Raw genomic sequence first — 25,893 nt, 5'->3', positions numbered from 1 at the left:
ATCTTGCTGTTATCTTAATCAGTATCATGTGCTTTTTTAATATTGGTTCTGACCTTGTGAGAATTTGTGTTAGAATCACCGCGTTTATTAAACTATTCAGGTGAGGTGCTTCTGAATACGCCGTCACAGCTATCATTACCACTATCTCTGCCCGATGACGAGACATTCGATAGCTTTTATGCAGGAGAAAACGCGTCGTTAGTCGCGGCAATTCAAACCGCCATTCATCAATCCCATGGCAGTTATATCTATTTCTGGTCCCGCGACGGGGGTGGAAAAAGCCATCTATTACATGCTGCATGCGCTGAACTTTCATTAAAAGGTGATGCCGTTGGCTATGTTCCACTTGATAAACGAGCCTATTTTGTTCCCGATGTCCTTGAAGGCATGGAGCATCTATCATTAGTTTGTATCGATAATGTTCAATGTATTGCAGGTGATGAAGAGTGGGAGCTTGCCTTATTTAATCTTTATAATCGCGTTTTAGAGCATGGTCGAACTTGTTTATTAATTACTGGGGATAGACCACCTCGCCAAATCGAATTACAACTTCCTGATCTTGCGTCTCGGCTAGATTGGGGGCAAATTTATCGTTTGCAGCCATTAAGCGATGAAGAAAAAATTCAAGCATTACAATTAAGGGCAAAGCTTCGTGGTTTTGAGTTACCTGAAGATGTAGGTCGCTTTGTGTTAAAGCGCCTTGATAGAAAAATGCGGACACTCTTTGAAATGCTTGATGAACTTGATCATGCTTCTATTGTAGCTCAACGAAAACTCACCATTCCCTTCGTGAAAGATATTCTTAAACTGTAGCTTTTACCTCAATATTATCCCTCATCAAATTAGGTGAGGTGAATAACACAAATTTTCCTCTATTGTTTAAATTAAACCAATTAAAAGTAATGATTTTTCGTTATTTTTAATGGTGATTTTTTGTATTAAAAACTATAAAAAAACCGCTTGTCTTTATAAAAGGCAAGCGGTGAGAAATACAAACAATAAAGGAGGAGGGTTAAATAATTAGTGTGCTTCTACTACTTTAGTTTTCTTCTGAGGTACCAGTAAGAAAATCAGATAAAGTGCAGTAATTGCAACCGTGTATCCTGTGAAAATTAACCAGAATGATTTCCAGTCAACGGCACCATTTGTGGTGTATAAGTCAATGACCCAGCCACTTAACATTGCACCTAAATAAGTACCAAAACCGTTCACTAAGGTCATAAACATACCTTGTGCAGTTGAACGATATTGTAATGGGATCTCTTTTTCTAAGAACAGTGAACCTGAAATATTAAAGAAGTCGAAAGCACAACCATACACAATCATTGATAATAATAAGACGATTTGTCCTAATGATGTGTAATCGCCGTAAGCAAAGAAACCGAAACGTAAAATCCAAGCAATCATACTAAATAAAACAATAGTTTCGATTCTTACTCGTTTTAGTAACAGAGGTAGGAATAAAATAAAGACGACTTCTGAAATTTGTGAAATAGATAAAAATACAGAAGGATAACGTGCAAAGAATGAATCATCGGCGTTTGGTAATGCTGCAATATCCTGCAGGAATGGTACACCAAAAGTATTCGTAATTTGCAGAACAGATCCTAATAGTGTTGCAAAGAATAAGAAAACAACCACGTTTCTCTTTTTGAAAACTTGCAAAATATTAGAAAGACTAAATGCCACTTCTTCTGTTTTAGCTTCATTTTTATCAACCGCTTTTGTTGCAGGTAAGAACATGGCAAAAACAGCGAGAATAATAGAAGCAATTGCAGCCACAAAGAGTTGATGATAGCTATTACCTAAACCTAAGAAACTAATAACCCACATGGCCGCGATAAAACCAACTGTGCCGTAAACGCGGATCTTTGGAAAGTAGTTGTTAGGTTCTAAATGTTTTTGCTCTAACAGTTCAAAGATGATGCTGTTTGCCATTGAAATACTTGGCATAAAGAACAATAAATGCAACAAGGTAGCAAAAAATAATGTAGTGACAGTCGTCATTTGCGACATCAACACTAATGCTAATGCAGAAAAAATATGCAGGGTAATAAATACTAATTTGCGGTTATTTATTTTATCTGCAATAAATCCCATGATGACAGGTGCGATAAGTGAGGCAAGCCCAAGAGCACTGAAAATAAGCCCAACATCACTACCTTTAAAATGCAGTTCTCCAAAGAGGTACGAGGCAAATGTTACCAGCCAAGATCCCCATATAAAGAACTGGAGGAATGAGACAAGTTTTAATCTAAGTACGATATTCATCTGTTTTCCTATTAGCCTAGCAATCACCCGACACCATAATGATGATTGGTTAGTTTTAATTGCCCATAATGTTGGCTATAACGTTGTTTATTTCATATACATCTATAACTTCATTTCACACCGATTAATTGTCATCAAATTAAAAGTTAACAACTAAAGAAGAGATAGAGTAAATAACAAATTGAAAGATTATTGCTGTATTGCAGTGCTGTTTAAAATGTATTTTTTTTGTTAATTTCTTTCTTGGATGATAATGAAAAAATAGAGTGGCGAGAATTTAGTGTTTATCAACTCTGCTATCATATTTTCTGATGTCCATGATATGTAGGAACGCATTTGTGTAAAGAGACTTGAGTCACAATATAAATGAAACACATGATTATTTTTTTCTTTTTAAGGTGACCTATAGCGGGATAGTGTGATCTTGATAGACTATCCAAAAAATGATGATTTATTAGCCATAAAAAATATGAAACTGAGATGAATTTTTTTGAAAGCAAAAAGAGATTAATTTTTTTCTGTTGAGGGAATAAAGAACACTTTATTAATTGTTGTGTTTACAATTTAATAACATTTGGTGATTTATGCCTAAATGGGGAAAATAGAGTAAACGGTTGCGGTATTAATGATAAAACATAAAGAATAAAGCCTATCTCACGTATCGTGAAGTATAGGCTTTAATTTTCTGATCCTAGCTAAATTTTCCTGTTCTTAGCTAAATAACTCTTTCACTTGCTCAGGTGGGCGGCCTAAACGGGCTTGATTTCCAACAACCACAATAGGGCGCTCAATAAGCTTAGGATTTTCATGCATTGCTTGAATTAACGCATCTTGCGATGTTTCGTCAGCAAGTTTGAGTGTTTTATAGATCTCTTCTTTTGTACGCATTAATTTTCTTGCATCATCAAACCCTAGCGCTTTAAGAAGTGTTTTAAGTTCGGTTACTGAGGGCGCTGTATCTAAGTAGAGATTAATCTCAGGGGTTACTTGCATTTCTTCTAATAAATGTAAGGTTTCACGGCTTTTTGAACAGCGTGGATTGTGATAAATCGTCACTTTCTTGGTCATGTTGTCCCTTATTTAAATTGACTGTCTCTTTGCTGTATTTTTCTTAACTGATCAATACGCGCATCAAAGCGTGCTTGGTCGTTACTGCCCAGTTTAACTTGTCTGCTTGCATCACCTAAATAACGGATCGCTGTTTCAAAGTCACCTCGGAGTGCTAAATCTTCAGCATAAGCCGCTAATTCATGGGCTCTATCACCTTGTTTAGCTGAGTTTTCTGCCATTAACTGCCAGCCAATAGGATCATTTGGATTATCAAAGGTATAACGATAAAGCAGGCGATTAGCTTCGTTATATTGTTTATTATGTATATAAGAATTAGCCAAGTTAGCAATAATAACGTTGTTATTAGGGTTCTGTTTTAATGCCAATTGCAATCTTGCGACAGCATCACTTGCCCGATTTTGCTCTAAATCGATATCTGTCATTGCATCGATAAGCCAAATATTATTAGGTTCTTTTTCTAACATTGGCGTGAGTAATTTTCTTGCGTCATCAAATTTACGATCACGAGAGTAAATGAGTATTTGCGCATAATTGGCGGCTAATTTTTCAATCGCAGTACCTTGCTTAAACTGATCAAGCGTGGTTTGAAATGCATTATCTGCAGTGGGATTTTTATTTAGCATGGTTAACACACGCATTTTAGCGAATAGAAAATTTGCTGACTGAGGAAGTTGGCGTGCTGGATATTGGCTGGCTCGGCTTCTTGCATCAGATAATCGGCTATCCGGTAAGGGGTGTGTTAATAACATTTCAGGCGGTTTAGAACTATAGCGAACTTGGTCAGCAAGAATTTGCATAAAATCAGGCATCCCTTTGGGGTCAAACCCCGCTCGATAGAGTGTTTGAATTCCAATACGATCAGCCTCTTGCTCGTTCATTTGTGTAAACGTGATCATATTCTGCTGCATCCCCGCCATACTCCCCGTAAAGGTTGCAAGACCTGCATTGGGATTTGCCATAAATATCAGGATAGAGCCTAATACCCCAGCAAGTGCAAGAGGGGTTGTTTTTGCTTGGTCTTCCAGCATTCTTGCTAAATGACGCTGAGTAACATGCGTGATTTCGTGAGCCATGACAGAGGCTAACTCACTTTCATTTCGGCTATAGCGAAAGAGTGCGGAATGTAAAACAATGTTCCCCCCAAAATAAGCAAAGGCATTAATATTGGGATTATTGACTAAGTAAAAATGAAAGGGTGTTTTGACTGAGCTAGCATTAGAAACCAGCTTTTGCCCCAAATTATTAATGTAGTTAGAAAGCAGAGGGTCAAAAACTAATGGTGCACTATTTCGCAGTTGGCGAGTATAGTAATCTCCCATAGCAATTTCTTGGTTAATACTTAGCGTTGAACCTGCAGTGGTTCCCATATCAGGTAAAGAGTCTTCAATATCAATCGCAGCATGCGCTGGCAATACTGATGTTGATAGCAACGCAGAAACAAGAAGCGCGACTAATGGTTTTTTAAGTCTGAGTTTCATACAACTATATCCTGATGGCTATCTTAACGAAAAATTAATAATTAATGATGTATGATAGCAAAACCTAACGTAAAATCTGTCAAAAGATTATTGCTTATATGAATGAATATATATAGCTCTATTGTTCTGATTATTATAAAGGATCTTTATTTTCATGCTGGACTTGCTTGTTCAATGGTACAAACGCCGATTTGCTGATCCACAAGTTATCGCCCTTGTGGTTATCTTAATTGCAGGCTTTTTAATTCTGTACTTCTTCAGTGGCATACTCGCTCCTTTGTTAGTGGCAATTGTGCTTGCCTATCTTTTAGAGTGGCCAACTCATTTACTTGAGAAATTAGGATGCGCCCGCATATGGGCGGTATCAATTATTCTGACACTCTTTATTGGTATTAGTGCTATCGTTATTTTGATTTTAGCACCCACAGTTTGGCAACAAGGGATGACACTAATTTCTGATATCCCAAATATGATCAATAAGTTCAATGCATTTGCACATGAATTGCCTGATCGTTTCCCCGCATTAATGGATGCGGGTATTGTTGATATGATGGCAGAAAACTTACGTAGTAAGTTCTCAACAGTCGCTGAATCTGTCTTAAAGGTATCTTTAGCTTCATTAATTGGCGTTATCACACTTTCTATTTATCTTATTCTTGTTCCTTTAATGACGTTCTTTTTGCTTAAAGATAAGCAACAAATGCTTAATACCGTACGTCGTGTTTTACCAAAAAATAGAATACTGGCAGCGCAAGTTTGGATTGAAGTTAATCAGCAAATAACCAATTATATTCGTGGCAAAGTGACAGAAATGGTTATTGTTGGCATCTTTACTTATTTTGTTTTTGCCTTCTTCGATCTACGTTATTCCGTACTGCTTGCTGTTATTGTAGGTGTCTCTGTTTTAGTACCTTATGTTGGCGCTGTTTTAGCGACGATCCCTGTGATTGTTATTGCGCTTTCTCAATGGGGATTAGGCTCTGATTTTTGGGCGTTATTTATCGCTTATCTTGTTGTTCAAGGATTAGATAGCAACTTATTAGTACCGATTTTGTACTCTGAAGCAGTAAATATGCATCCTTTAGTTATTATCTTATCCGTGATTATATTTGGTGGTATGTGGGGATTTTGGGGGGTTTTCTTCGCTATCCCATTAGCAACATTGATAAAAGCAGTATTGCATGCATTACCTGATGAAATTGCAAATGAGCAACATATAAAGAAAAGTTAAAGATAGTTTTGAGTTAGCAAAAAAACAGACAGTGAAAACTGTCTGTTGTCTTATCAATACAGGTATTTATTTACGGATGCTGGGCGAGATATTCGAGAACGATTTGATGGTGATTAGTCGTTTTAAAGCTATCAAAAACGTGTTCAATAACGCCATTTTTATCAATTAAGAAAGAAGTACGATGAATACCATCGTAAGTTTTTCCCATAAATTGCTTTTCTCCCCAAATACCAAATTCTTCTGCAACTTTATGATCTTCATCTGAAAGTAATGTGAAGTTTAACATTTCTTTTTCAGCGAAACGGGAAAGTTTTTCTGATTTATCTGTGCTAATACCCAATACTTCGACTTTGGCCTTTTTTAATGTATCCATTTCATCACGTAAGCCACAAGCTTGTGTCGTACAGCCTGGTGTCATTGCTTTAGGATAAAAATAAACGAGCACGCGTTGACCAGCGAAATCAGATAAATTAATTATTTCTCCATCTTGGTCGGGCAGACTGAATTGAGGTGCCTTTTCACCGGCTTTTAATGGGTTCATTTGGTCATTCTCCATTTTTTACTGTTTCATCATCAGACTATTTACGATACTTATTGTGCCTTGAGCGTTTAGCTCTGTACATAACTGATTGAATTTCTCATTAATAACAAGACCGTGATCATCTAATGGGTTATGCGCCGTGATTTGTATTTCTAAACGGGCAGGTGTGCCATCTTCTGACGGGTGCGTTTTAGAAATTAATTCAGCAAGATTAAAATTATGCTGGCTAAACAAATTAGTAAAGCGTTCTACAATACCGGGCGCATCTTCAATATCAACCTTCGCTGCAATGGTTGAAGGATAGGTAATGGGAGCCCCATTTTTGGTTCTTTTCATGACGGTCAATAAATCAAGTTCCGCACTTTTAATCGGCAACAACGCTTCTAGCTGTGCGATAGCGTTCCAGCCACCTGAGAGTAGCATGATAAACGTAAACTCTTGACCAAACATCGCAAGTCGGCTGTCCTCGATATTACATCCACATTGGCTGACTAATTGTGTAATGGTATCAACAATACCTGGGCGATCAGCGCCTAATGCAGTAATGACGAGAAAATGTTTATCAGGTATGGGCAAAATGAGGTTCCTTTTGACTTTCAGTTTATTCTTAACAGGTAAACACAAATTTTGATTTCTGCCAAGATCCCTTGCTCACTATCTTCAATTATTATATCTCTTTAATTCATATCAAAGAATATTAGCAAATTTCATTAGAAACCTAGAGTTAAGTAGTTTTCAATAGAGCAATGAATGAGTACCATTGAGTATACGTCTATCTCGGAGCAATGATTATGGTGAATAACGAATTTAATTTTACAGGCAGTATGGTGGCATTGGTTACACCAATGGACGCAAAAGGCAATGTTGACCGGGTTAGTTTACGTAAATTAGTTGACTATCATGTTAATGCAGGCAGTGCTGCCATTGTTTCTGTCGGTACAACTGGTGAGTCTGCAACATTAAGTCATGACGAACATGTTGATGTTGTTTTAATGACATTAGATATGGCAGATGGACGTATTCCTGTGATTGCAGGTACGGGTGCTAATGCAACATCTGAAGCTGTTTGGTTTACACAACAATTTGAAAACAAAGGTATTGCAGGTTGTTTAAGTGTGACGCCATATTATAATAAACCTTCACAAGAAGGCTTGTATCAGCACTTTAAAGCGATTTCTGAAAGCACCGCACTACCACAAATCCTGTATAATGTGCCAGGACGCACGGGATGCGATTTATTGCCAGTAACAGTTGCACGTTTAGCCAAGTTGGATAATATTGTGGCAATTAAAGAGGCGACAGGGAACTTAAGTAGGGTTAGTCAAATCCAAGAGTTGGTTAATGATGATAGTTTTATCTTATTAAGCGGAGATGACGCATCATCATTAGACTTTATGCAACTTGGCGGCCATGGTGTTATTTCGGTTACTGCTAACGTTGCTGCGTCAGAGATGGTAGAATTATGTCGATTAGCAAATGCGGGTGAGTTTGCAAAAGCACGTGAACTTAATCGACGGCTGATGGACTTGCATCATCAGTTATTTGTTGAACCTAATCCAATCCCAGCTAAATGGGCGTGTCAACGTATTGGATTGATTGAAGACGCCACATTGCGCTTACCTATGACTCCGTTGACATCATCAGGTCAGCAAATTGTCGAGAAAGCGCTGTTAACAGCGGGAATACTGTAAAACTTAGGGAATTTTAATGGCAACACTATTGCATAAATCAAAGATTATGAAAGTCGCGGGTCTGTCGCTGGTGGTTCTACTGGCAGCCTGTTCAAGTGATCAGCGCTATAAACGTCAGGTCAGTGGTGATGAGTCTTATTTAGAGACGGCAGGGCTAAAGAATTTAGCTATTCCGGCGGGTATGGTGTTGCCTTTGCAAAATGGGGAATATGATATTCCAACCCCTAAAAAAACTGAGCCAGTAGGCTTAGCGCTTGATATTCGTCCACCGACTCAAGCTCTGAACTTATTAAGTGGTTCACGTAGTGAAAATAATGCAGATAACAGCAAACTGTTCTTACCTAGCACTCCTGAAAATACAACACTGTATGAGCAAGTAACGGCTATCTTAAAGGATAAAGGCGTTGCTATTGTAAAAAGTGATGCAGGGCAAAAAGAAATTCATACTGATTGGATAACATGGCTACGTGCAGATGAAAACGTGCCTTTCCAAACACGTCAACGCTTAGTCATAGCTCAAACGGGTAATGTAATTTCATTAACAGTGACTAACGAAGGTTTACGCCAAGGCGAAACAGACGTTACTGATCCAGCTGAAGTAAAACGTTATAATATTTTAATGCTTAATGAGCTGGTTGATGGTTTAAACCGTATGCGTAATTTAAGCGAAAATACAGCTACAAGTAATCTTCAAGGTATTATTGATGTCCAGAGTGGCAGTGATAATGCAGGGCTTCCAGTGATTATTGTACGTGCGCCATTCGATGTTGTTTGGGATAGATTACCAATCGTATTAGAAAGCGTGGGAATGAAAATGGGCGACCGCACTCGTTCTAAAGGTTCAGTTGAAGTGACCTATAAAGGAATGAGTAGCGCAAACTGGAGCTCGTTAGGTGTTGATAGACCAACTGTAGAAGAAGCGGATTATAAATTACAAGTGGGTGATTTAAATAACCGTAGTAGCCTACAATTTATCAGTGATAAAGGTAAACCATTAACACAATCACAGAATGATCAAATGGTTGCAGCGTTGAAAGCCGCTTTCAGTAAACCTGTGAAATAGGTATTCCGCTTTATAAAATAAAGAGAAGCCGCACAACATTAGTTGTGCGGTTTTTTTTGTGTTTTTAATCGGCAGAAATCTCTACTTATTTTTATTTTTGGAGATTTAAATAGAGATTCATTATTAAATTCGTCATTAATTGAATGCTCTTTTAATGATAGTGTTTAATTTGGTGTTGTTAATAATATTAATCTTAATGCAATGCTCTTAAATTTATGTAATATTGCGTCAATTCTTGTTCTTAATAAAAATAACAAAGCATTCTCTAACTATATGAAGGAGTATTTATGAGTGCGGGTGATATGATTATTCACTTGATATTAAGTGGGATACTTATTGTAGGTGTTTATCAATTTTATTTTTTTACTCAACGATATACATTGAGAGAAGTGAAAGTAATTAATTCACCTGTTGATGAAAAAATTCCTTTCTGGCCTTGGTGGTCATGGATTTATAGTTTCTTATATTATCCCGCAATTCTATATCTTAACTGGATTATTCAAGACTCAAGACAATTTATTATGATTGTTTTTAGTTATATAGTGCTGTTAGTCATGCAAATGTTTTTCTTTGTAGTATTTCCTGTTGCAACCCCTGCACATTGGCGAACCATTAACCCAGGAAAAACAGCATCAGAGAAATTTCTTAAGTTTGTTCAACACTTTGATGACTCATCAAACTGCTTCCCTAGTATGCACGTTTCAGTTGCAACACTTACTGCTTGTCTTGCATATGCAACATTAGGGCCTTGGGTTTTCTTATTCCCATTATTTATTGCTTTATCTTGTATGTTTACCAAACAACACTATTTAATTGATTTACCAGCAGGCGCCTTATTAGGTTGGTTTGCTTATGAAATCTATTGTCTCATTATGTAATAAAAAATTTATACCATTTTTATTCGTAGGTATATTTAAAAAATACAAAGTTAAATGAATAAAAATATCTTGTTGAAACTTAGTAATAAGAAATATAACCAAATTAGTTTCTAATAAAAAAGAAATTAATTTGGTTTTTTTATTCAAAACAACTCAATATAGGTGTAATAAAAAATGAATTAATTATTGAAAATAATATAACTCTAAAAAGGAGATGATACAGTGATATAAACTAAAAATATTCTTATTTTGATTTTTTATATCCGCTATATTCTTACCTTATTATAGAATTTCTCTTTATTACTTTTAATGGTTAATTGTTATTGCTTTAAATATTAAAGATAATAATGCACTTTTATTCTCTATAAATAGTGCTGTTATCAATGTGTTATCTTCAAGATTTTTTAGTGATAGCTCTCACGTTTTAAAAGCTTTTTTATCTAATCTAGAGTAGAGTATGGGAAGCAAATTTCTTGTTAAACCTATCACATCTTTGGAGTGTGTCAGATGCAGAAAAAAGCTGAGTTGTATCGTGGAAAGGCCAAGACAGTCTATACCACTGAATCTTCTGATTTTCTTATCCTTGAATTCAGAAATGATACATCAGCGTTAGATGGCCAACGTATTGAACAGTTTGATCGTAAAGGCATGGTAAATAATAAATTTAACCATTTCATTATGAATAAACTGGAAGAAGCGGGTATCCCAACGCAGATGGAACGTTTGCTTTCTGATAATGAAGTGCTAGTCAAAAAACTCGATATGGTGCCTGTTGAATGTGTTATCCGCAATCGTGCGGCTGGCTCATTAGTTAAACGTTTAGGCGTTGAAGAAGGTATGCTTTTAAACCCACCTATTTTTGATTTATTCTTAAAAGATGATGCGCGTCATGATCCTATGGTGAATGAATCTTATTGTGAAACCTTTAATTGGGTATCTAAAGAAAACCTCGCAGAAATGAAACGTCTTAGCTATAAAGCAAACGATGTCCTTAGCGAATTGTTTGATAAAGCAGGGCTTATTTTAGTTGATTTTAAACTCGAATTTGGTCTATTCCACGGTAAAGTCGTATTGGGTGATGAATTCTCTCCTGATGGTAGCCGTCTATGGGATAAAAATACCTTAGATAAAATGGATAAAGACCGTTTCCGTCAAAGCTTAGGCGGATTAATTGAAGCATACGAAGAAGTTGCACGCCGAATTGGTGTTTCTTTAGACTAAATACGCAAACGATTACGTAAAGAGAAAACAATATAATAAAAAAGGTCAGCTTAAAAACTGACCTTTTGTTTTTTCAAAAAGAGTATTAAAAGAACATGATTAAGCAGTTATATTGATAAAATTACGTTTAATAATAAGAATAATCATCGTAATCCTAAACTTACTAATAATTGTTTAATTTCATTATTAAGTGCAAGACTATCAATATATTGATTAATTAATGGTGTTGGTTCAATGAGTGCATATTTGCATAAGAAAATTAGGAAATAGCCCACATACACATCAACCGCAGTCAGATTTTTGCCACAAATATAAGGATTAGCACTGGCTAGCCCCGTTTCTAAACAATGAAAGGCACGTTCAAATGAACCAAAACCAGAGGACTTTTGTTGTTCTTCATTCAACTCCACACCGAGATCTTTGACTGTAAATGCTGCTTCAATAGGGCCTGCGGTAAAAAAGAACCAACGATAATAGGTAGCTCTTTCAGGAGAATTTAGTGCAGGTGCGAATCCTTTCTCAATAAACTTATCCGCTAAATAAGCACAAATTGCGGAAGTTTCTGTAACAATATATTCGCCATCAACTAATGCAGGAACCTTCGCCATCGGATTAATTGCAAGGTATTCAGGACTATGCATTGGTTCGCCATAAGCTAATTCAATGCGCTGATATGGTACATTTAATATCTTTAAGAAAAGCTCAACTGTGTTGCCGCGAGACATTGTATTAGTATAAAGGATAAGTTCACTCATGATGTTTCCTTACTGTGTTGATTGACATAATGTTTGTTTAAACTGAAATCGCTAAACGAGGAACAGCAAGGAAGATATTACGGAAGTTGAGTGTCAGTTATTGTCAGGAGCATCTTTGAGGATCTCTTTTTTCCATCTATCGAGCAAATAACTTTTTGGATAAGGCAAATTATCACTTAATACATCATAAGAAATAATCCTATCGAGTCTAAAATGGCGATAACTTTGGCGTAATTCACACCATGCAGCAATGACTTGCGAGTCTTGAAAATAGCCAACCGCAATCGGCCAAATAATACGATGACTTAATTGTTTTTGAGCGTCTTTATAATCAATTTTCGCTTTTTTCTCTTCACGTAAACTTAAGCGTAAATCTTTAGCAATAGTATGGTTAACTTCAATAATTCGATTTGTAGGAACAAATAATGTGTTTTGCTCCAGTAATGTTTGATGCTGTGTTGTGACTACGGCATTAATTTTATTAATCGCACGTAATGCCGAGTAGCTTAATTCATTATCTGTATTATTTTCAACCCAACGTAATCCTAAGATAAGGGCTTCCAATTCATTAATATCAAAGGTTAATGGAGGAAGTAATAATCCTGATCTCAATTGATAACCTATACCCGCTTCGCCCGTAATTTCAGCACCTTGATCACGTAGAGATTCAATATCACGATAAATCGACCGTACACTTATGTGTAATTTATTAGCGAGCGACTCAGCAGTTATCGGATAACGGTTTTCTTTTAGAATTTGTAATAAAGTGAGTAAGCGCTGGGTCCGAGTCATTAAGATCTCAATGTGTTAACAAAAAATACGATGATTAGGAATAAGAATTCTATTATGAAATGACTAAAGTGTGTTGAGTTATTTTCTCTAATAGTCTCTATTACCTTACTCTCAAAAAATAGGGAATAGAGATGACAATTTTTTGTTATTATCTCAAATCAAGTGATAAATTTACTCATAATAAAGATAAATTAGCCTATTAAAACCGTGGGGATATGTTATGCGTTGGAATGATCGCCGAAGAAGTAATAATGTAGAAGACAGAAGAGGGCAACCTTCCTCTGCATCTGGTGGTGGCAATCTCCCATTAGGATTAATTGCACTTTTACTGCGTACTAAATATGGTTTTGTAATAATTATTGTTTTAGTTATCGCCAGCTTTATGGGATTTGATTTTAACACGTTAACAGGTGGCAATAATCAAGCACCACAACGTAATGAACAACAAACCGCACTCTATAATGAAGCTGCTGATTTTAGTAGTGTTATTTTAGCCAGTACAGAAGATTTCTGGCGAACAATTTTTGCACAAGCAGGAAAACAATATAGTGATCCTAAACTTGTGCTATATACCAATAGCACGACAACACAATGTGGAACGGGCACAAAAATAATGGGACCATTTTATTGTCCCGCGGATCGAAAAATCTATCTTGATCTCTCCTTTTATAATGAAATGAAAAATAGCTTAGGTGGTGGTGGTGAATTTGCCCAAGGCTATGTTATATCTCATGAAGTTGGTCATCATGTTCAGCATTTGCTAGGTATTACAACCCAAATGCGCGAAAAACAACAAATGGCTCGCTCAAAAGCAGAAGCAAATCGTTTATCTGTAAAATTAGAACTACAAGCTGACTGTTTTGCTGGAATGTGGGGGCATTTTATTGCAGGTGAGGGCCGTATTGATGAAAGTGATTTATTAACGGCAATTAAAACAGCGCAAGCTATCGGCGATGATAAATTACAGCAACAACAGCAAGGTTATGCTGTACCTGACAGTTTTACACATGGTAGCGCAGAACAGCGTAAAACTTGGTTTATGCGTGGGTATAACAGTGGCAATATTAAATCTTGCGATACATTTGCTTCTTCGTCTTTGAACTAATACCATTCTTTGGTAAATAAAAGACAATTAACACTATAAAGAGAAAGGGTTAGGAACAAACATGAGCAATGTTGATCCCTCATTATTAATTTTGCTGGTTCTCGCTGGGCTCGGCATTATTAGTCATAATATGACTGTGACGTTAGCCATGCTGGCTTTGTTAGTCATTAAAATAACACCATTAAATCAATATTTTCCTGTTGTTGAAAAATATGGTATGACTATAGGGATCTTAATTCTTACCATCGGCGTAATGACTCCCATTGCAACGGGGCGTATATCAGGACAAGAAGTTCTTAATTCATTCTTAAACTGGAAATCACTATTAGCGATTGCTATTGGTATCGCTGTTTCTTGGCTGGGGGCTAGAGGCGTTTCTTTAATGAATAACCAGCCGTCAACGGTTGCCGGCTTATTAGTGGGAACGGTTATTGGAGTAGCGCTTTTCCGTGGTGTTCCAGTTGGGCCATTAATTGCAGCTGGTATTCTTTCATTATTAATTGGCAAATCCTAGCGGTGTCATTCTCTCATTTGCATCAATACCAGCAAAAGTTAGCGCGATTTGGGCTGCGTCAATTACTGCTATTAGCGGGCGAACCTACATGGCAAACAGAACAGATCCAGCAAATTACCCAGTTATGCCAAGGTGATTGGATAACGATTTCATCTTGCCAACCTAATGCTATTTTACCAGAGCACGCTATTCGTCTGTTAGGACGAGAGTTTCTACATGCTGTTTTTGATGCTAATGAGGGATTTAATACTGATGCTTTAGCCATGTTAACGGGCACATTAAAAGCCGGTAGTTTATTGATCCTGTGTTTACCCAATATTGAAAGTTGGGATAGCTACATAGATAACGATAGTCAGCGCTGGAATGATGCTCAAGGTGCACTTTCAACACCGAACTTTATGGTATGGCTAAAAGATATCACATTAGGTGATGAGCAAGTGATTGTGTGGCAACAATCAACAGTATTAAAGTTGCCTACAATGATTGAAAAAGCTAAACCTTGGGTACTTCCACAGGGTGAACCAACCACAGAACAGCAAGTGATTTTAGATAATTTGCTTATATCGACATCTGGTGTTTGGAGTGTTATTGCACCACGAGGGCGTGGAAAATCTGCGCTTGCTGGTATGTTTATCGAGCAATATCAAGGTAATGTGATAGTTTGTGCACCTGCTAAGAATAGCACTGATGTTTTATCTTCCCATACCAACAAAGCTATTTCATATTACTCTCCTGATAATTTATTAGCACTGTGCAAAAATAATGAAATTCAAAGTGATTGGTTGATTATTGATGAAGCTGCTTCTCTACCAATTGCACAATTAGAAGTGCTATGTGGTTATTTTCCTAATGTGTTAATGACAACCACAGTACAAGGTTATGAGGGGACAGGGCGTGGTTTTATGCTTAAATTAGGAGGTAATATTCCTCATTTACGCACTTATCAATTACAAACACCAATCCGCTGGGCTAAAGATTGTCCATTAGAAAATTGGCTTAATCAGTTGTTATTACTTGATGAGCCTGAGCATGATTTTGAACGTCAGCAACAAGGTGAAGTCGATATCCAGAAGCTTCAAGGAAATTGGCATAATAATATTCCACAGCTACATGGGTTTTATCAACTACTTACTAGTGCGCATTATCGAACAACACCGTTGGATCTACGGCGTTTACTTGATGGTCAAAAACAGCATTATTGGTCAGCGACAATCAATAAAAAAATCGTGGGTGCCGTGTGGTGTATTGAAGAAGGGGGATTACCTTTCGAACTTGCTTATGATGTATGGCTAGGTACTCGTAGGCCTAGAGGTAATCTACTTGCTCAATCATTAGTCACCTATGGTTTAACACCAGATGCGGTGTGTTTAACCTCATTGCGCATTAGTCGAATCGCCGTTTTACCTCAATATCGGCGCCAGAAAATTGCTGCAACTTTAATGACTAATATTGTAATCGAGAGTCAAAAACAGGCTATTGATTACCTTTCAGTGAGCTTTGGTTACACCGAAGTTTTAGCGCAGTTTTGGATGAAATGTGGCTTTCAAATAGTACGATTAGGGGTACATAAAGAGGCTAGTAGTGGATGTTATGCAGCAATGGCCATTTATCCACTAACAGAAAAAGGTGAACAGTTATTGCACTCGTCTTTAAGCGCTTTTGCTTTGCAATATCAGCAGATAAAAAAGCAAACAGGTATCTGTTTATCAACGAAATTGCTACCCCATCATATTGCTACATCACAAGACACTTGGTTAATGATGGCAGGTTTTGCATTTGCTCATCGTCCGGTACTTACTGTTTATGAGAGTGTGGCCAACTTTTTGGTAGGTTATGAGCAACACTACCCGTTATTAGTGGCTTTTTTTGTAGAAAATAAAACAGTTGAGCAGTGTGTGGCTGAATTTTCTTTATCAGGAAAAAAAGTCTTAACTAAGCAACTAAGAGAACAATGCGCGAAATTAATGACTGAAAAAGATCCTCAATTAACATCGCATTATCAACAGTGGTTAGCTACTTATTCTCATCCTTCTTGTTTTGATTTTGTTTAGGCCAATCATCTTCATCATCCCATTTATCATTAAAATCACGGTGTGGGGGCAATTTCCGCTTATTTTTAAGAAATTGTTTAGGATCGATTTTGTTCATATCTTTAATTGCGTTAATAATAATTCCCACTAAAAGAATTAAAATAACCCACCAATAGTCAGCAAACCAGTGCATAAATAAACCTTCTGTTTTAAAATCGTTATTGAGAATGAGGATCTTTTTTATTTAACGCTATAAAATAACCAGATACAGCATAAGTTGGAAAAGTACAGTATGAAACGGATATTATTGATTATAGCAGGTTGGTTATGCGTTGGATTAGCCACGCTGGGTGTTATTTTACCTGTATTACCCACAACACCTTTTTTATTACTTGCTGCATGGTGTTTTTCACGCTCATCAACACGCTTTCATCATTGGTTGCTTTACCGCTCTTGGTTTGGCTCTTATTTACGTTATTGGCAAGCTTATCGCGCTATGCCTAAAGGGGCGAAACCTAAAGCTATTTTAGTGATTTTAATTACTTTTGCGATTTCACTGTGGTTAGTATCGATGCTATGGGTCAGAATATTATTACTCATAATCCTAGCTTGTTTGTTAATTTTTATGTGGAGACTTCCTGTAAACGATCAACAAGAAGCCCCATGTGAGAAATAATTTTATTCAGGCAAAACAATATAACGTGAAAATATCTCGTCAAGATCCGCTAATAACCATTGTTTACCATAAATATCTTCTTCTTCTAACACTGATTTAAGAATTTCAGGTGTGTAAGCAAGTGAGGCTTCATGAGAAAGTGGCCAATAACTGATATGCCAAGGTTCGTAAGCAATATCGCTCTCTTTATGAGTAAAAGTGCGATAAAAATCATACGCTGACATATTCTCTGTTAACCACTCATTAAGCTCTGCAAAATAGCCTCCGTCTTCATACTCCCAAGGTTCTAACTGTAATGATTGCCCTTCAGGCAAGCGAAAGGGATCATAAATATCAATTTCGGTTCCCCAATGGTGGCGACTTGCACCAGGTAACGCTGACCATTTTAAAATCGCGGTACAGCGTTCGCCTTCTGATAATGAATGAATATCTATTGGTTTGCTTTGTGCATCTAAAACAGGACGAGTGCCTTCAAATTTACCATTCCATATTGCTAGTTGGCGATTAAAATCGCGAAAAGAACTGGCTGGCATTAATTTAAAGCCGGCTTTTGTTGCCTGTTGTTGCAAGGCTAAAAAGGCTTTTGCTGCATTAAATTGTAAACGGTGTTGACCGGATAAAGTGACTAAATGCTCAGTAGAGCGACCTGTTAGCATTAAAGGCGTTATCATAAAATAAGTTGCTCCATCACTCGCTGATAAATTCGACTAAGTTGCTGTAGATCTGCTGCATTAACACATTCATTCACTTTGTGAATAGTTGCATTTACAGGGCCTAACTCAACAACTTGCGCTCCCATTTGAGCTATAAATCGCCCATCAGAAGTGCCTCCGCTGGTGGAGAGCTCTGGATCTAAATTGGTATAATGTTTGACAGAATAACGAACCGCTTCAAGCAATTTACCTTGACCAGTAATAAAAGGTTGACCAGATAAAGACCATTCTAAATGGTAACGAAGTTGGTGTTTTTGCAACAAAGCCTCTGTACGTTGACGAATTTCTTCATCAGTAATTGCGGTGCTAAAACGGAAATTAAATTGGATAAACAACTCACCAGGAATAACATTATTACTGCCAGTACCCGCATGAATATTAGCAATTTGCATGGTTGTCGCTGGGAAAAATTCGTTGCCTTCATCCCAAACCGTATTGACTAATTCTTGAATAAAAGGGGACGCAGTATGAATAGGATTTTCTGCAAGGTGAGGGTAAGCAACATGCCCTTGTACACCTTGAATTAATAAATTCGCTGTTATTGAACCTCGGCGGCCATTTTTTACCATATCACCTAATTGATGTTGGCTCGAGGGTTCACCGACAAGGCAATAATCAAGCCGTTCGCCACGTGACATTAAAGATTGCACAACTTTTACCGTACCATCAGCTGCTTTTGCTTCTTCATCAGAGGTAATTAAAAAAGCCAGTCGTCCACGATGATCGGGATAAGAACGTACAAAACGTTCTGCTGCGATAATCATTGCTGCAAGAGAACCTTTCATATCAGCAGCACCGCGACCATAAAGCATGCCATCACGTATTGACGGTTCAAACGGTGGTTGTTCCCATAATGCTGGATCACCAGTAGGAACCACATCTGTATGACCCGCAAAGGCTAGAGTCTCTCCCTCACCTCCACGACAAGCCCATAAATTCTCTGTTTCACCAAAAGGCATTCTTTCAATAGTAAAACCAAGAGGAGCTAGCCTATCAATAATCAATTGTTGACAACCTTGATCGTCAGGGCTTATCGAAGGACGTGAAATTAATTGTTGTGCAAGTTCAATAACAGGACAGGACATAAATATTAGGCTCCTGTAAAGGTTAAATAGTCATTGGTATTAAAACCGACAATAAATCGGTTATCTGATGAGACAAGAATAGGGCGCTTAATGATAGCGGGTTTATCTAACATCAGTGAAATAGCGGAGGTAACATCCGTGATTGCATTTTTTTCTTCATCAGATAATTGACGCCAAGTTGTTCCTCTTTTATTCACAAGTGTCTGCCAATCTAAATTTTCTGTAAAGGTGCGTAATAATGCTTCCGTCAAACCCTCTTTGCGGTAATCATGAAACGCGTAAGGAACATGATTATCATCTAGCCATTTACGTGCTTTTTTGATTGTATCGCAATTTTTTATGCCGTACATGGTATATGTCAGGTTTGTCGTGGACATGATATTTTCCTTATATGACAATACGTAATATTAGTATTGATGAGAATGAGTGTTATACAATTCCAAAGTAACAGCTTTTGTTGTAGTGAAAAATCCTATTTACATTATAAAATATATCGGATATTAAACTGTCACGTTAGTGTAACGAATTGTGTAGCGTAGAGTAATACAAATACGAATAAAGATTTCCGTTGGTAAAAGAGAATATGAAAAGTATTTCACTGAGTCTTATATTACTTTTACTTTCTTCTTTTAGCTGGGCAGATGAAGAAAATGACAGTCAAAAAGTTGATGAGTATAAAATAGCCTTAGAAGCTTTTTTTAACAGTGATTATTTATTGTGTTTGGGCGAAGGGAAATGGCCTGTATATAGCAATGAAGATGATGCACCTTGGGTGTTAGAAAGAATGCATGCATTAGTTGAGGCGGGATTGATTGAACAAACAGCAAATGGAGAAGAATGGGTGTTCAATCTCAGTGAAAAAGGACGCAAAGCGTGGCAACCTTACCAAGACTTCTGCTATGGCCATCTGTTTATTAGCCAAATAAAAGAGATCCAACCGATAGGATCAGGGAAAAGTAAAATTTATTTCTATTATGGTGTAAAAGGTATTCCTTCGTGGGCAACCAATGAAGAAATACAATCTGCTTTTAGTGAACTTGATATTGTCATAAATGGAATTAATCGAGAGCTTTATCAGTTAAATATTGAAAAAATGCCAGATAACCATTTTAAAGTATTAAGTTATCCTGTTCCCATTGAGTAATTAATGATTCAATACACACTTAAGCAAAATATTCAATAATAACTCTGATTACCCCGACCCTGTGTCGGGGTAAAACGTTTAATACTGGTGCTTAATAAGAATAAGACTGGCAGCTAAACGAGAAGTAACTTGCAGTTTCTTTAAAATGTTACGAATATGAACTTTCACTGTTTCTTCAGAAATAAATAAGTTTTCAGCAATTTGTTTGTTTTTCATACCAACTGACACTTCATGAAGGACATCAAGCTCCCTTTTCGTAAGAGCTGAAAGTGGATCAGAATAGTTTTGTCTAAGTTGAATATATTGCCAAACACGCTCGCTATAAACAGGATGCCCAACAGCCGCTTTACGCAAGCTTAGTAACAGCATATCTAATTCACATTCTTTTAAAAGATAACCGTTTGCGCCTGCATCCAATGCGGCATAAACATCGTTGCGTGAATCAGAAACGGATAAAACAAGAACGTAAGATGTTAAACCAGAACGTCGAAGTGTTCGAATAGTATCAATACCTGAACGCCCTTGCAGATTTAAATCCATCATAATTAAATCTGGATTTAATTGTTTTGCAGCGGTTACAGCCTCTTGAGCATTGCCACTTTCGCTTACTACGACAAAATCCTTGTCTTTTTCTAACAATAGCCGTAATCCATATCTCATGATAGGGTGATCATCCACTATCATAATTGAGTAGCTAGGCATAACCCCTCTCCCTAAAAAAAAATAATAATGTGCGTAATCTTTCCAAAAGTAGAAAATAAAAAAGTAAATTCCAAATGAGGAATAAAAATTAGAATCAGACATCTTATTAAAACAATAAGAAAATAAAATTGACGGTTGGCAATATTACACCAATTATTGTTACGGGTAAAAAAGAAAATAACCAAAACGCTTAACAAAAAACCTAATTCTATAAAATCTTTATCGTTACAATGAGTTGTATGGAGATGTGCCTATTTGAAAAATAATCAACAAGCGAAAATAGTTATTGTTTTTTAAATAATATAAAAAATTTAATTATTTTAAATGTTAATTTAATATCTGATAAATAATAAACAAACATTGTCTTTTTTCTGTTCGAGTTTATTACAGTGGGGAAAATTAAATGACGTTAATAATATACCTATAACTAGGTATTAATTGTATATAATAAATCTAGAGTGTATTGATCTTAGATGGTCATTTTCATTCGTATTCAAATGAGTAAAACGTCTTTTAATCGAACCCAAAGGGCTGTTTTTAATAGCTGTTTTTATTTTAAGTGATCACTATTAATATCATTCAATACCTAAAATAGCTGAGTAGGTTGTTTTATAAGCTTTTGTTGCGATAAAAATAAGCAAAAAAGATCAGTGCGTTCTAGTTTATTAAATTGAAAAAAGTGTCGTAGCCGTCATGATTTAACGCTCCATTACCATTATACTAACGAAGCCCTTACCCTATTGATACAAAGGATATGAAGATGGAAGACAAATTAAAACAAAGCGCTCTAGATTTTCATGAATTTCCCGTACCAGGCAAAATCACAGTAACACCTACAAAACCGTTAATTACCCAACGTGATCTGGCATTAGCTTATTCGCCGGGTGTTGCAGCACCTTGTTTAGAAATTGCAGCCGATCCTCTAGCTGCTTATCGCTATACCGCTAAAGGTAACCTTGTTGGGGTGATTTCAAATGGTACAGCAGTGCTTGGACTTGGAAATATTGGAGCCTTAGCTGGTAAGCCTGTAATGGAAGGTAAGGGCGTTTTGTTTAAGAAGTTTTCTGGTGTTGATGTTTTTGACATTGAAGTTAATGAAACGGACCCTGATAAACTTGTTGATATTATTGCTTCATTAGAACCTACTTTTGGCGGTATTAACCTCGAAGATATTAAAGCACCAGAGTGTTTTTATATTGAGCAAAAATTGCGTGAGAGAATGAATATCCCTGTTTTCCATGATGATCAACATGGTACAGCGATTATCTCAACTGCCGCGATCCTCAATGGTTTACGTATTATTCGAAAAGATATTAGCAAAGTAAAATTAGTGGTATCAGGGGCGGGTGCAGCTTCTATCGCGTGTATGAATCTATTAGTCGCTTTAGGACTCACACGTGAAAATATCACAGTATGTGACTCAAAAGGCGTTATCTACCGTGGTCGTGAAGCTAATATGGCAGAAACCAAAGCCGCCTATGCGATTGAAGACAATGGTACGCGTACATTAGATGATGTTATTAATAATGCCGATATTTTCTTAGGTTGTTCAGGGCCTGGTGTATTAACACAAGAAATGGTTAAAAAAATGGCGCGCGATCCACTTATTCTTGCGCTTGCAAATCCAGAGCCTGAAATTTTACCGCCATTAGCAAAAGCAGTGCGTTCTGACGCGATTATCTGTACGGGTCGTTCAGATTATCCAAATCAGGTTAATAACGTATTGTGTTTTCCATTCATTTTCCGTGGTGCATTAGACGTTGGCGCGACTGCGATTAATGAAGAGATGAAACTCGCATGTGTGCATGCTATCGCAGAGCTTGCACTGGCTGAGCAAAACGAAGAGGTCGCTTCAGCGTATGGTGATCAAGAGCTCTCTTTTGGTCCAGAATATATTATTCCAAAACCGTTTGATCCACGCTTGATTGTAAAAATTGCACCTGCAGTTGCAAAAGCAGCCATGGATTCAGGTGTTGCAACACGTCCAATTGAAGATTTCTCGGTTTATATCGAACATCTTAATGAGTTTGTTTATAAAACTAACTTATTTATGAAGCCTATTTTCTCTCAAGCGAAAAAAGAGAAAAAACGCATTGTTTTAGCTGAAGGTGAAGAAAACCGCGTATTACATGCCACACAAGAACTCGTTACATTAGGTTTAGCAACTCCAATCTTAATTGGTCGGCCTAGTGTTATTGAAATGCGTATTCAAAAACTGGGTTTACATATTCAAGCTGGCAAAGATTTTGAAGTAGTGAACAATGAAAACGACCCACGTTTCAAAGAATATTGGCAAGAATATCACCAAATTATGAAACGTCGAGGTGTCTCTCAAGAACAAGCTCGTCGCGCAATGATTGGTAATCCAACGCTTATAGGTGCCATTATGGTACGTAGAGGTGAAGCTGATGGCTTGATTTGCGGTACAGTAGGGAGCTATGCAGAGCACTTCGAAATCTATAAAAATGTATTTGGTTTACGTGAAGGTATGGAAACGGCAGGAGCAATGAATGCACTGTTATTACCAAGTGGTAATACTTTCATTACAGATACTTACGTTAATGAAGATCCAACTGCCGAACAACTGGCGGATATTACTCTGATGGCAGCGGATACCATTCGCCGTTTTGGTATTGAACCAAAAGCTGCGCTAGTTTCTCGCTCAAGTTTTGGCTCCTTTGATAGTCCATCATCAATCAAACTTAGAAAAGCGTTAGAAATTATCAAACAACGCGCACCTGAATTAGAAATTGATGGTGAAATGCATGCCGATGCTGCATTAGTAGAGTCTATTCGCCGTGATGTGATGCCTGATAGTCCATTAAAAGGTTCTGCGAATTTACTTATTATGCCAACGATGGAAGCGGCACGTATTAGCTATAACTTATTACGAGTAACCAGTTCTGATGGTGTGACAGTGGGGCCAGTTTTAATGGGGGTCGCTAAACCGGCTCATATTTTAACGCCAATTGCATCAGTACGTCGTATCGTAAACATGGTGGCATTAGCGGTTGTTGAGGCTCAAGCCCAATCACAAAATTAATTCTTATAATTAGCTGTATTATATACAAAAGGCGCCTTTTTAAGGCGCTTTTTTATATTCATGAAACTATGTAAAGCATTAAATGCAAATTAATATAATAATGATATTGATAATTATTAGCAATAATATTAACCTATGCGTCCAACTGAATATAGGTATATATAACTAATAGGATGATTATGTTTTTCTCAATATCAAAAAGGATCTTACTGCTAGTTTCATTAATAAGTCTTTCAGCATGTCATTCGATAGAAAAGCAACCTGTATCAGCTGTAGATCTGACAATTATTCAGTCGGCAAACATCATTGATACTCAGACTGGGCAATCTATTACGTCAGATACTCTGCTAGCTCGATTAGCAAACCAACCTCGTGTGATCATTGGTGAGAAACATGACAATGCTTATCATCATGATATTGAATATTGGTTAATGACTGAATTAGCTAAAAAACGTCCTCAAGGATCGGTTTTACTAGAGATGCTAACGCCAAGTCAGCAATCCTTAGTTGATAGTACGAAAAAACGTTATTCAGGTTCTGAATATCTACGGGATGAACGTCTAATGGCGGCATTAAAATGGAATTCCGGTTGGCCTTGGAAATGGTATGGCGATATTGTTAAAGCAGGGCTAAGTGCAGATTATCCTTTATTAGCTGCCAATATCGATCGTAGTGAAATATCTAGTGCATATAAAAAACCACCTATTATTGAGGGGGGACATTCAACTGATGCATCCGTTCGCCAACTTATTCAAAAAACCATCGAACTTTCTCATGGTGGCGCGCTTGATAAAACGCAAGCAGAAAAAATGACGATTATTCAGCAATTGCGAGATCGCGCAATGGCACAAAGTTTATTAAACGCTCCTACTCCTGCGCTTTTAATTGCAGGCTCTTTCCATGCCACAAAGGTAATGGGTGTTCCTTTGCATGTTGCTGATTTAGCACCGAATGAACACGTGATTGTTGTGATAATGACGGAAGAGGGAAGTGATGTCACTTCAGTTCATGCCGATTATCTTTGGATAACACCTGTTGCATTACCTTAATTTATTGATAACACGATTATGCTTATTTCCTCTTGTATGGATCAAATGCCAAAATTCCAGCTTTGTAGTTCTAAAGCTTTAATTTTTGCTATCGGTGTACATGCTGTTTTTGTCATGGCTTATTTTTATTTTAATAAAGAGAATACGGTATTAATACAAGAGCCTGAACTCGCTGTGATGATGAGCTTGAGTGAAAATGTACAAGCGCTCAGTGATGAAAAACAGGTTGTTGGCATGGATCAACAACTTGCGGTGGCAAGTCATAAAAAGGTAGAGCAAGATATTGCTGAAAAACAACCTGATCTGATTGTGAATGAAAATGCTGATATCCTTATCGAAAAACCTAAAAAAAGGGTCAATGTAGAGCAAACAGCTAAAGTCACACCTGTTACATCACCAGTAAAACCAGCACCTATTATTAGTGAAAATGTGTCTAGCCAATCAGCACCTTCAAGTAGTCGCTCCGCGGCGAGACAGCAATCAAATGATGTTAGTGCAAATTATGACAGTGATTCAGACAGCTCAGAAAGCGCATTAGCATTATGGCAAGCTAAAACAAAAGGGCATCTTAATCGCTATAAAGCCTATCCTGAAGAGGCAAAAAGCAAAGGTAGAACGGGTATTTCTAAAGTGCGCTTTATTGTTGATGAACAAGGTTATGTCATATCGAGTGAATTAATTCTTAGTAGTGGCGTGCGTTCTTTAGATAGAGAAGCACAAAGAGTACTCAAACGTGCTGAGCCCTTACCGATACCGCCTATAGAGTTATTGTCGAAAGGTAAAATAATGGTTGAAATGCCAATTGAGTTTTCTACACTAACGTTCTAACGACAGGTTAAA

Annotated in this window: 26 protein-coding genes; 14 read left to right on the top strand and 12 right to left on the bottom strand. The window is 37.0% G+C overall.

All coding sequences use genetic code 11. From position 1 onward, the window contains the following. Nucleotides 1-105 precede the first annotated feature (105 nt). On the top strand, nt 106-813 hold the full coding sequence (gene hda, locus ABN256_RS03295) for a DnaA inactivator Hda (RefSeq protein WP_036938961.1): 708 nt from the start codon (nt 106-108) through the stop codon (nt 811-813). A gap of 207 nt (nt 814-1,020) precedes the next feature. Here the strand turns inward: hda and ABN256_RS03290 are convergent, their stop codons facing one another. The 3 genes from ABN256_RS03290 to bepA all read right to left on the bottom strand — a co-directional run bounded on the left by ABN256_RS03290 (nt 1,021) and on the right by bepA (nt 4,820). Beyond that, complete coding sequence (locus tag ABN256_RS03290) at nt 1,021-2,271, bottom strand: MFS transporter (RefSeq protein ID WP_109407721.1); 1,251 nt, start codon at nt 2,269-2,271, stop codon at nt 1,021-1,023. Between the two features lie 711 nt (nt 2,272-2,982). Continuing rightward, on the bottom strand, nt 2,983-3,339 hold the full coding sequence (arsC, locus tag ABN256_RS03285) for an arsenate reductase (glutaredoxin) (protein ID WP_072068427.1): 357 nt from the start codon (nt 3,337-3,339) through the stop codon (nt 2,983-2,985). 8 nt (nt 3,340-3,347) lie between these two features. Then, a complete protein-coding gene (gene bepA, locus ABN256_RS03280; protein WP_196554061.1) occupies nt 3,348-4,820 on the bottom strand; it encodes a beta-barrel assembly-enhancing protease in 1,473 nt (490 codons plus the stop codon). 154 nt (nt 4,821-4,974) lie between these two features. Here bepA and ABN256_RS03275 point away from each other — a divergent pair, with 154 nt between their 5' ends. Then, nucleotides 4,975-6,051: an AI-2E family transporter gene (locus tag ABN256_RS03275; protein WP_349439116.1), complete on the top strand. Its 1,077-nt coding sequence runs from the start codon at nt 4,975-4,977 to the stop codon at nt 6,049-6,051. A gap of 70 nt (nt 6,052-6,121) precedes the next feature. Here ABN256_RS03275 and bcp read toward each other — a convergent pair whose 3' ends face one another. Further along, nucleotides 6,122-6,592, bottom strand: a complete 471-nt coding sequence (gene bcp, locus ABN256_RS03270) for a thioredoxin-dependent thiol peroxidase (protein WP_072068424.1) — start codon at nt 6,590-6,592, stop codon at nt 6,122-6,124. Nucleotides 6,593-6,610: 18 nt separating this feature from the next. Continuing rightward, nucleotides 6,611-7,168, bottom strand: a complete 558-nt coding sequence (locus tag ABN256_RS03265; protein WP_072068422.1) for a glycine cleavage system transcriptional repressor — start codon at nt 7,166-7,168, stop codon at nt 6,611-6,613. 215 nt (nt 7,169-7,383) lie between these two features. Between ABN256_RS03265 and dapA the strand changes: the two genes are divergently transcribed. From dapA to purC, 4 genes are all read left to right on the top strand, one after another. Continuing rightward, complete coding sequence (gene dapA, locus ABN256_RS03260) at nt 7,384-8,283, top strand: 4-hydroxy-tetrahydrodipicolinate synthase (protein WP_023581903.1); 900 nt, start codon at nt 7,384-7,386, stop codon at nt 8,281-8,283. A 16-nt stretch (nt 8,284-8,299) separates the two neighbouring features. After that, nucleotides 8,300-9,346 (top strand): outer membrane protein assembly factor BamC, encoded by a 1,047-nt coding sequence (gene bamC, locus ABN256_RS03255; protein ID WP_349439114.1) that lies wholly within the window; start codon nt 8,300-8,302, stop codon nt 9,344-9,346. 287 nt (nt 9,347-9,633) lie between these two features. Next, nucleotides 9,634-10,224, top strand: coding sequence for a phosphatase PAP2 family protein (locus ABN256_RS03250; protein ID WP_196554064.1), 591 nt, complete (start codon nt 9,634-9,636; stop codon nt 10,222-10,224). A gap of 507 nt (nt 10,225-10,731) precedes the next feature. Then, nucleotides 10,732-11,445, top strand: coding sequence for a phosphoribosylaminoimidazolesuccinocarboxamide synthase (gene purC, locus ABN256_RS03245; protein ID WP_072068417.1), 714 nt, complete (start codon nt 10,732-10,734; stop codon nt 11,443-11,445). A gap of 143 nt (nt 11,446-11,588) precedes the next feature. Here the strand turns inward: purC and ABN256_RS03240 are convergent, their stop codons facing one another. Both ABN256_RS03240 and ABN256_RS03235 read right to left on the bottom strand, forming a co-directional pair. Beyond that, complete coding sequence (locus tag ABN256_RS03240) at nt 11,589-12,200, bottom strand: glutathione S-transferase family protein (protein WP_196554065.1); 612 nt, start codon at nt 12,198-12,200, stop codon at nt 11,589-11,591. Nucleotides 12,201-12,293: 93 nt separating this feature from the next. Beyond that, nucleotides 12,294-12,992, bottom strand: a complete 699-nt coding sequence (locus tag ABN256_RS03235; protein WP_196554066.1) for a helix-turn-helix transcriptional regulator — start codon at nt 12,990-12,992, stop codon at nt 12,294-12,296. A gap of 220 nt (nt 12,993-13,212) precedes the next feature. On the opposite strand from ABN256_RS03235, the gene ypfJ reads away from it, so the two are divergent. From ypfJ to ABN256_RS03220, 3 genes are all read left to right on the top strand, one after another. Further along, complete coding sequence (gene ypfJ, locus ABN256_RS03230) at nt 13,213-14,097, top strand: KPN_02809 family neutral zinc metallopeptidase (RefSeq protein WP_349439112.1); 885 nt, start codon at nt 13,213-13,215, stop codon at nt 14,095-14,097. A gap of 61 nt (nt 14,098-14,158) precedes the next feature. After that, nucleotides 14,159-14,611, top strand: a complete 453-nt coding sequence (locus ABN256_RS03225; RefSeq protein ID WP_006533030.1) for a DUF441 domain-containing protein — start codon at nt 14,159-14,161, stop codon at nt 14,609-14,611. Nucleotides 14,612-14,613: 2 nt separating this feature from the next. Continuing rightward, nucleotides 14,614-16,662: a tRNA(Met) cytidine acetyltransferase TmcA gene (locus tag ABN256_RS03220; RefSeq protein WP_349439111.1), complete on the top strand. Its 2,049-nt coding sequence runs from the start codon at nt 14,614-14,616 to the stop codon at nt 16,660-16,662. On the opposite strand, the gene ABN256_RS03215 is transcribed toward ABN256_RS03220, so the two are convergent. Beyond that, entirely contained in the window at nt 16,625-16,834 is a 210-nt protein-coding gene (locus tag ABN256_RS03215) for a YpfN family protein (protein ID WP_036936107.1), read from the bottom strand. The two genes, ABN256_RS03220 and ABN256_RS03215, sit on opposite strands and share 38 nt — an antisense overlap. 99 nt (nt 16,835-16,933) lie before the next feature. Here ABN256_RS03215 and ABN256_RS03210 point away from each other — a divergent pair, with 99 nt between their 5' ends. Beyond that, nucleotides 16,934-17,317, top strand: coding sequence for a DUF454 family protein (locus ABN256_RS03210; protein WP_072068409.1), 384 nt, complete (start codon nt 16,934-16,936; stop codon nt 17,315-17,317). Nucleotides 17,318-17,319: 2 nt separating this feature from the next. Here the strand turns inward: ABN256_RS03210 and ABN256_RS03205 are convergent, their stop codons facing one another. From ABN256_RS03205 to ABN256_RS03195, 3 genes are read right to left on the bottom strand one after another with little or no spacing between them, the layout of a single operon-like run. Then, nucleotides 17,320-17,988, bottom strand: coding sequence for a M15 family metallopeptidase (locus ABN256_RS03205; protein ID WP_349439109.1), 669 nt, complete (start codon nt 17,986-17,988; stop codon nt 17,320-17,322). Next, nucleotides 17,985-19,115, bottom strand: coding sequence for a succinyl-diaminopimelate desuccinylase (gene dapE, locus ABN256_RS03200; protein WP_072068407.1), 1,131 nt, complete (start codon nt 19,113-19,115; stop codon nt 17,985-17,987). The genes ABN256_RS03205 and dapE overlap by 4 nt, the downstream gene beginning before the upstream one ends. A 5-nt stretch (nt 19,116-19,120) precedes the next feature. After that, entirely contained in the window at nt 19,121-19,492 is a 372-nt protein-coding gene (locus tag ABN256_RS03195) for an ArsC family reductase (RefSeq protein WP_072068406.1), read from the bottom strand. Between the two features lie 206 nt (nt 19,493-19,698). Between ABN256_RS03195 and ABN256_RS03190 the strand changes: the two genes are divergently transcribed. Beyond that, the gene (locus tag ABN256_RS03190) at nt 19,699-20,259 is read left to right on the top strand and encodes an SEN1982 family lipoprotein (RefSeq protein WP_072068405.1); all 561 of its coding nucleotides are present in this window, start codon (nt 19,699-19,701) and stop codon (nt 20,257-20,259) included. Between the two features lie 78 nt (nt 20,260-20,337). Here the strand turns inward: ABN256_RS03190 and ABN256_RS03185 are convergent, their stop codons facing one another. After that, nucleotides 20,338-20,961 carry a response regulator gene (locus tag ABN256_RS03185; RefSeq protein ID WP_072068404.1) on the bottom strand — a complete coding sequence of 208 codons (624 nt, stop codon included), beginning with the start codon at nt 20,959-20,961 and terminating at the stop codon, nt 20,338-20,340. Between the two features lie 760 nt (nt 20,962-21,721). Here ABN256_RS03185 and maeB point away from each other — a divergent pair. The 3 genes from maeB (at nt 21,722) to ABN256_RS03170 (ending at nt 25,881) form a co-directional block, all read left to right on the top strand. Beyond that, on the top strand, nt 21,722-24,004 hold the full coding sequence (gene maeB, locus ABN256_RS03180; RefSeq protein WP_072068403.1) for an NADP-dependent oxaloacetate-decarboxylating malate dehydrogenase: 2,283 nt from the start codon (nt 21,722-21,724) through the stop codon (nt 24,002-24,004). 179 nt (nt 24,005-24,183) lie between these two features. Next, the gene (locus ABN256_RS03175; protein ID WP_349439107.1) at nt 24,184-25,053 is read left to right on the top strand and encodes a ChaN family lipoprotein; all 870 of its coding nucleotides are present in this window, start codon (nt 24,184-24,186) and stop codon (nt 25,051-25,053) included. An 18-nt stretch (nt 25,054-25,071) separates the two neighbouring features. Next, nucleotides 25,072-25,881 (top strand): energy transducer TonB family protein, encoded by an 810-nt coding sequence (locus ABN256_RS03170; RefSeq protein ID WP_072068401.1) that lies wholly within the window; start codon nt 25,072-25,074, stop codon nt 25,879-25,881. Nucleotides 25,882-25,893: the final 12 nt, after the last annotated feature.

Source organism: Proteus sp. fly-1008 (assembly GCF_040140305.1).
Taxonomy (GTDB): domain Bacteria; phylum Pseudomonadota; class Gammaproteobacteria; order Enterobacterales; family Enterobacteriaceae; genus Proteus; species Proteus vulgaris_B.
This window is presented reverse-complemented; position numbering and strand designations above follow the sequence as displayed.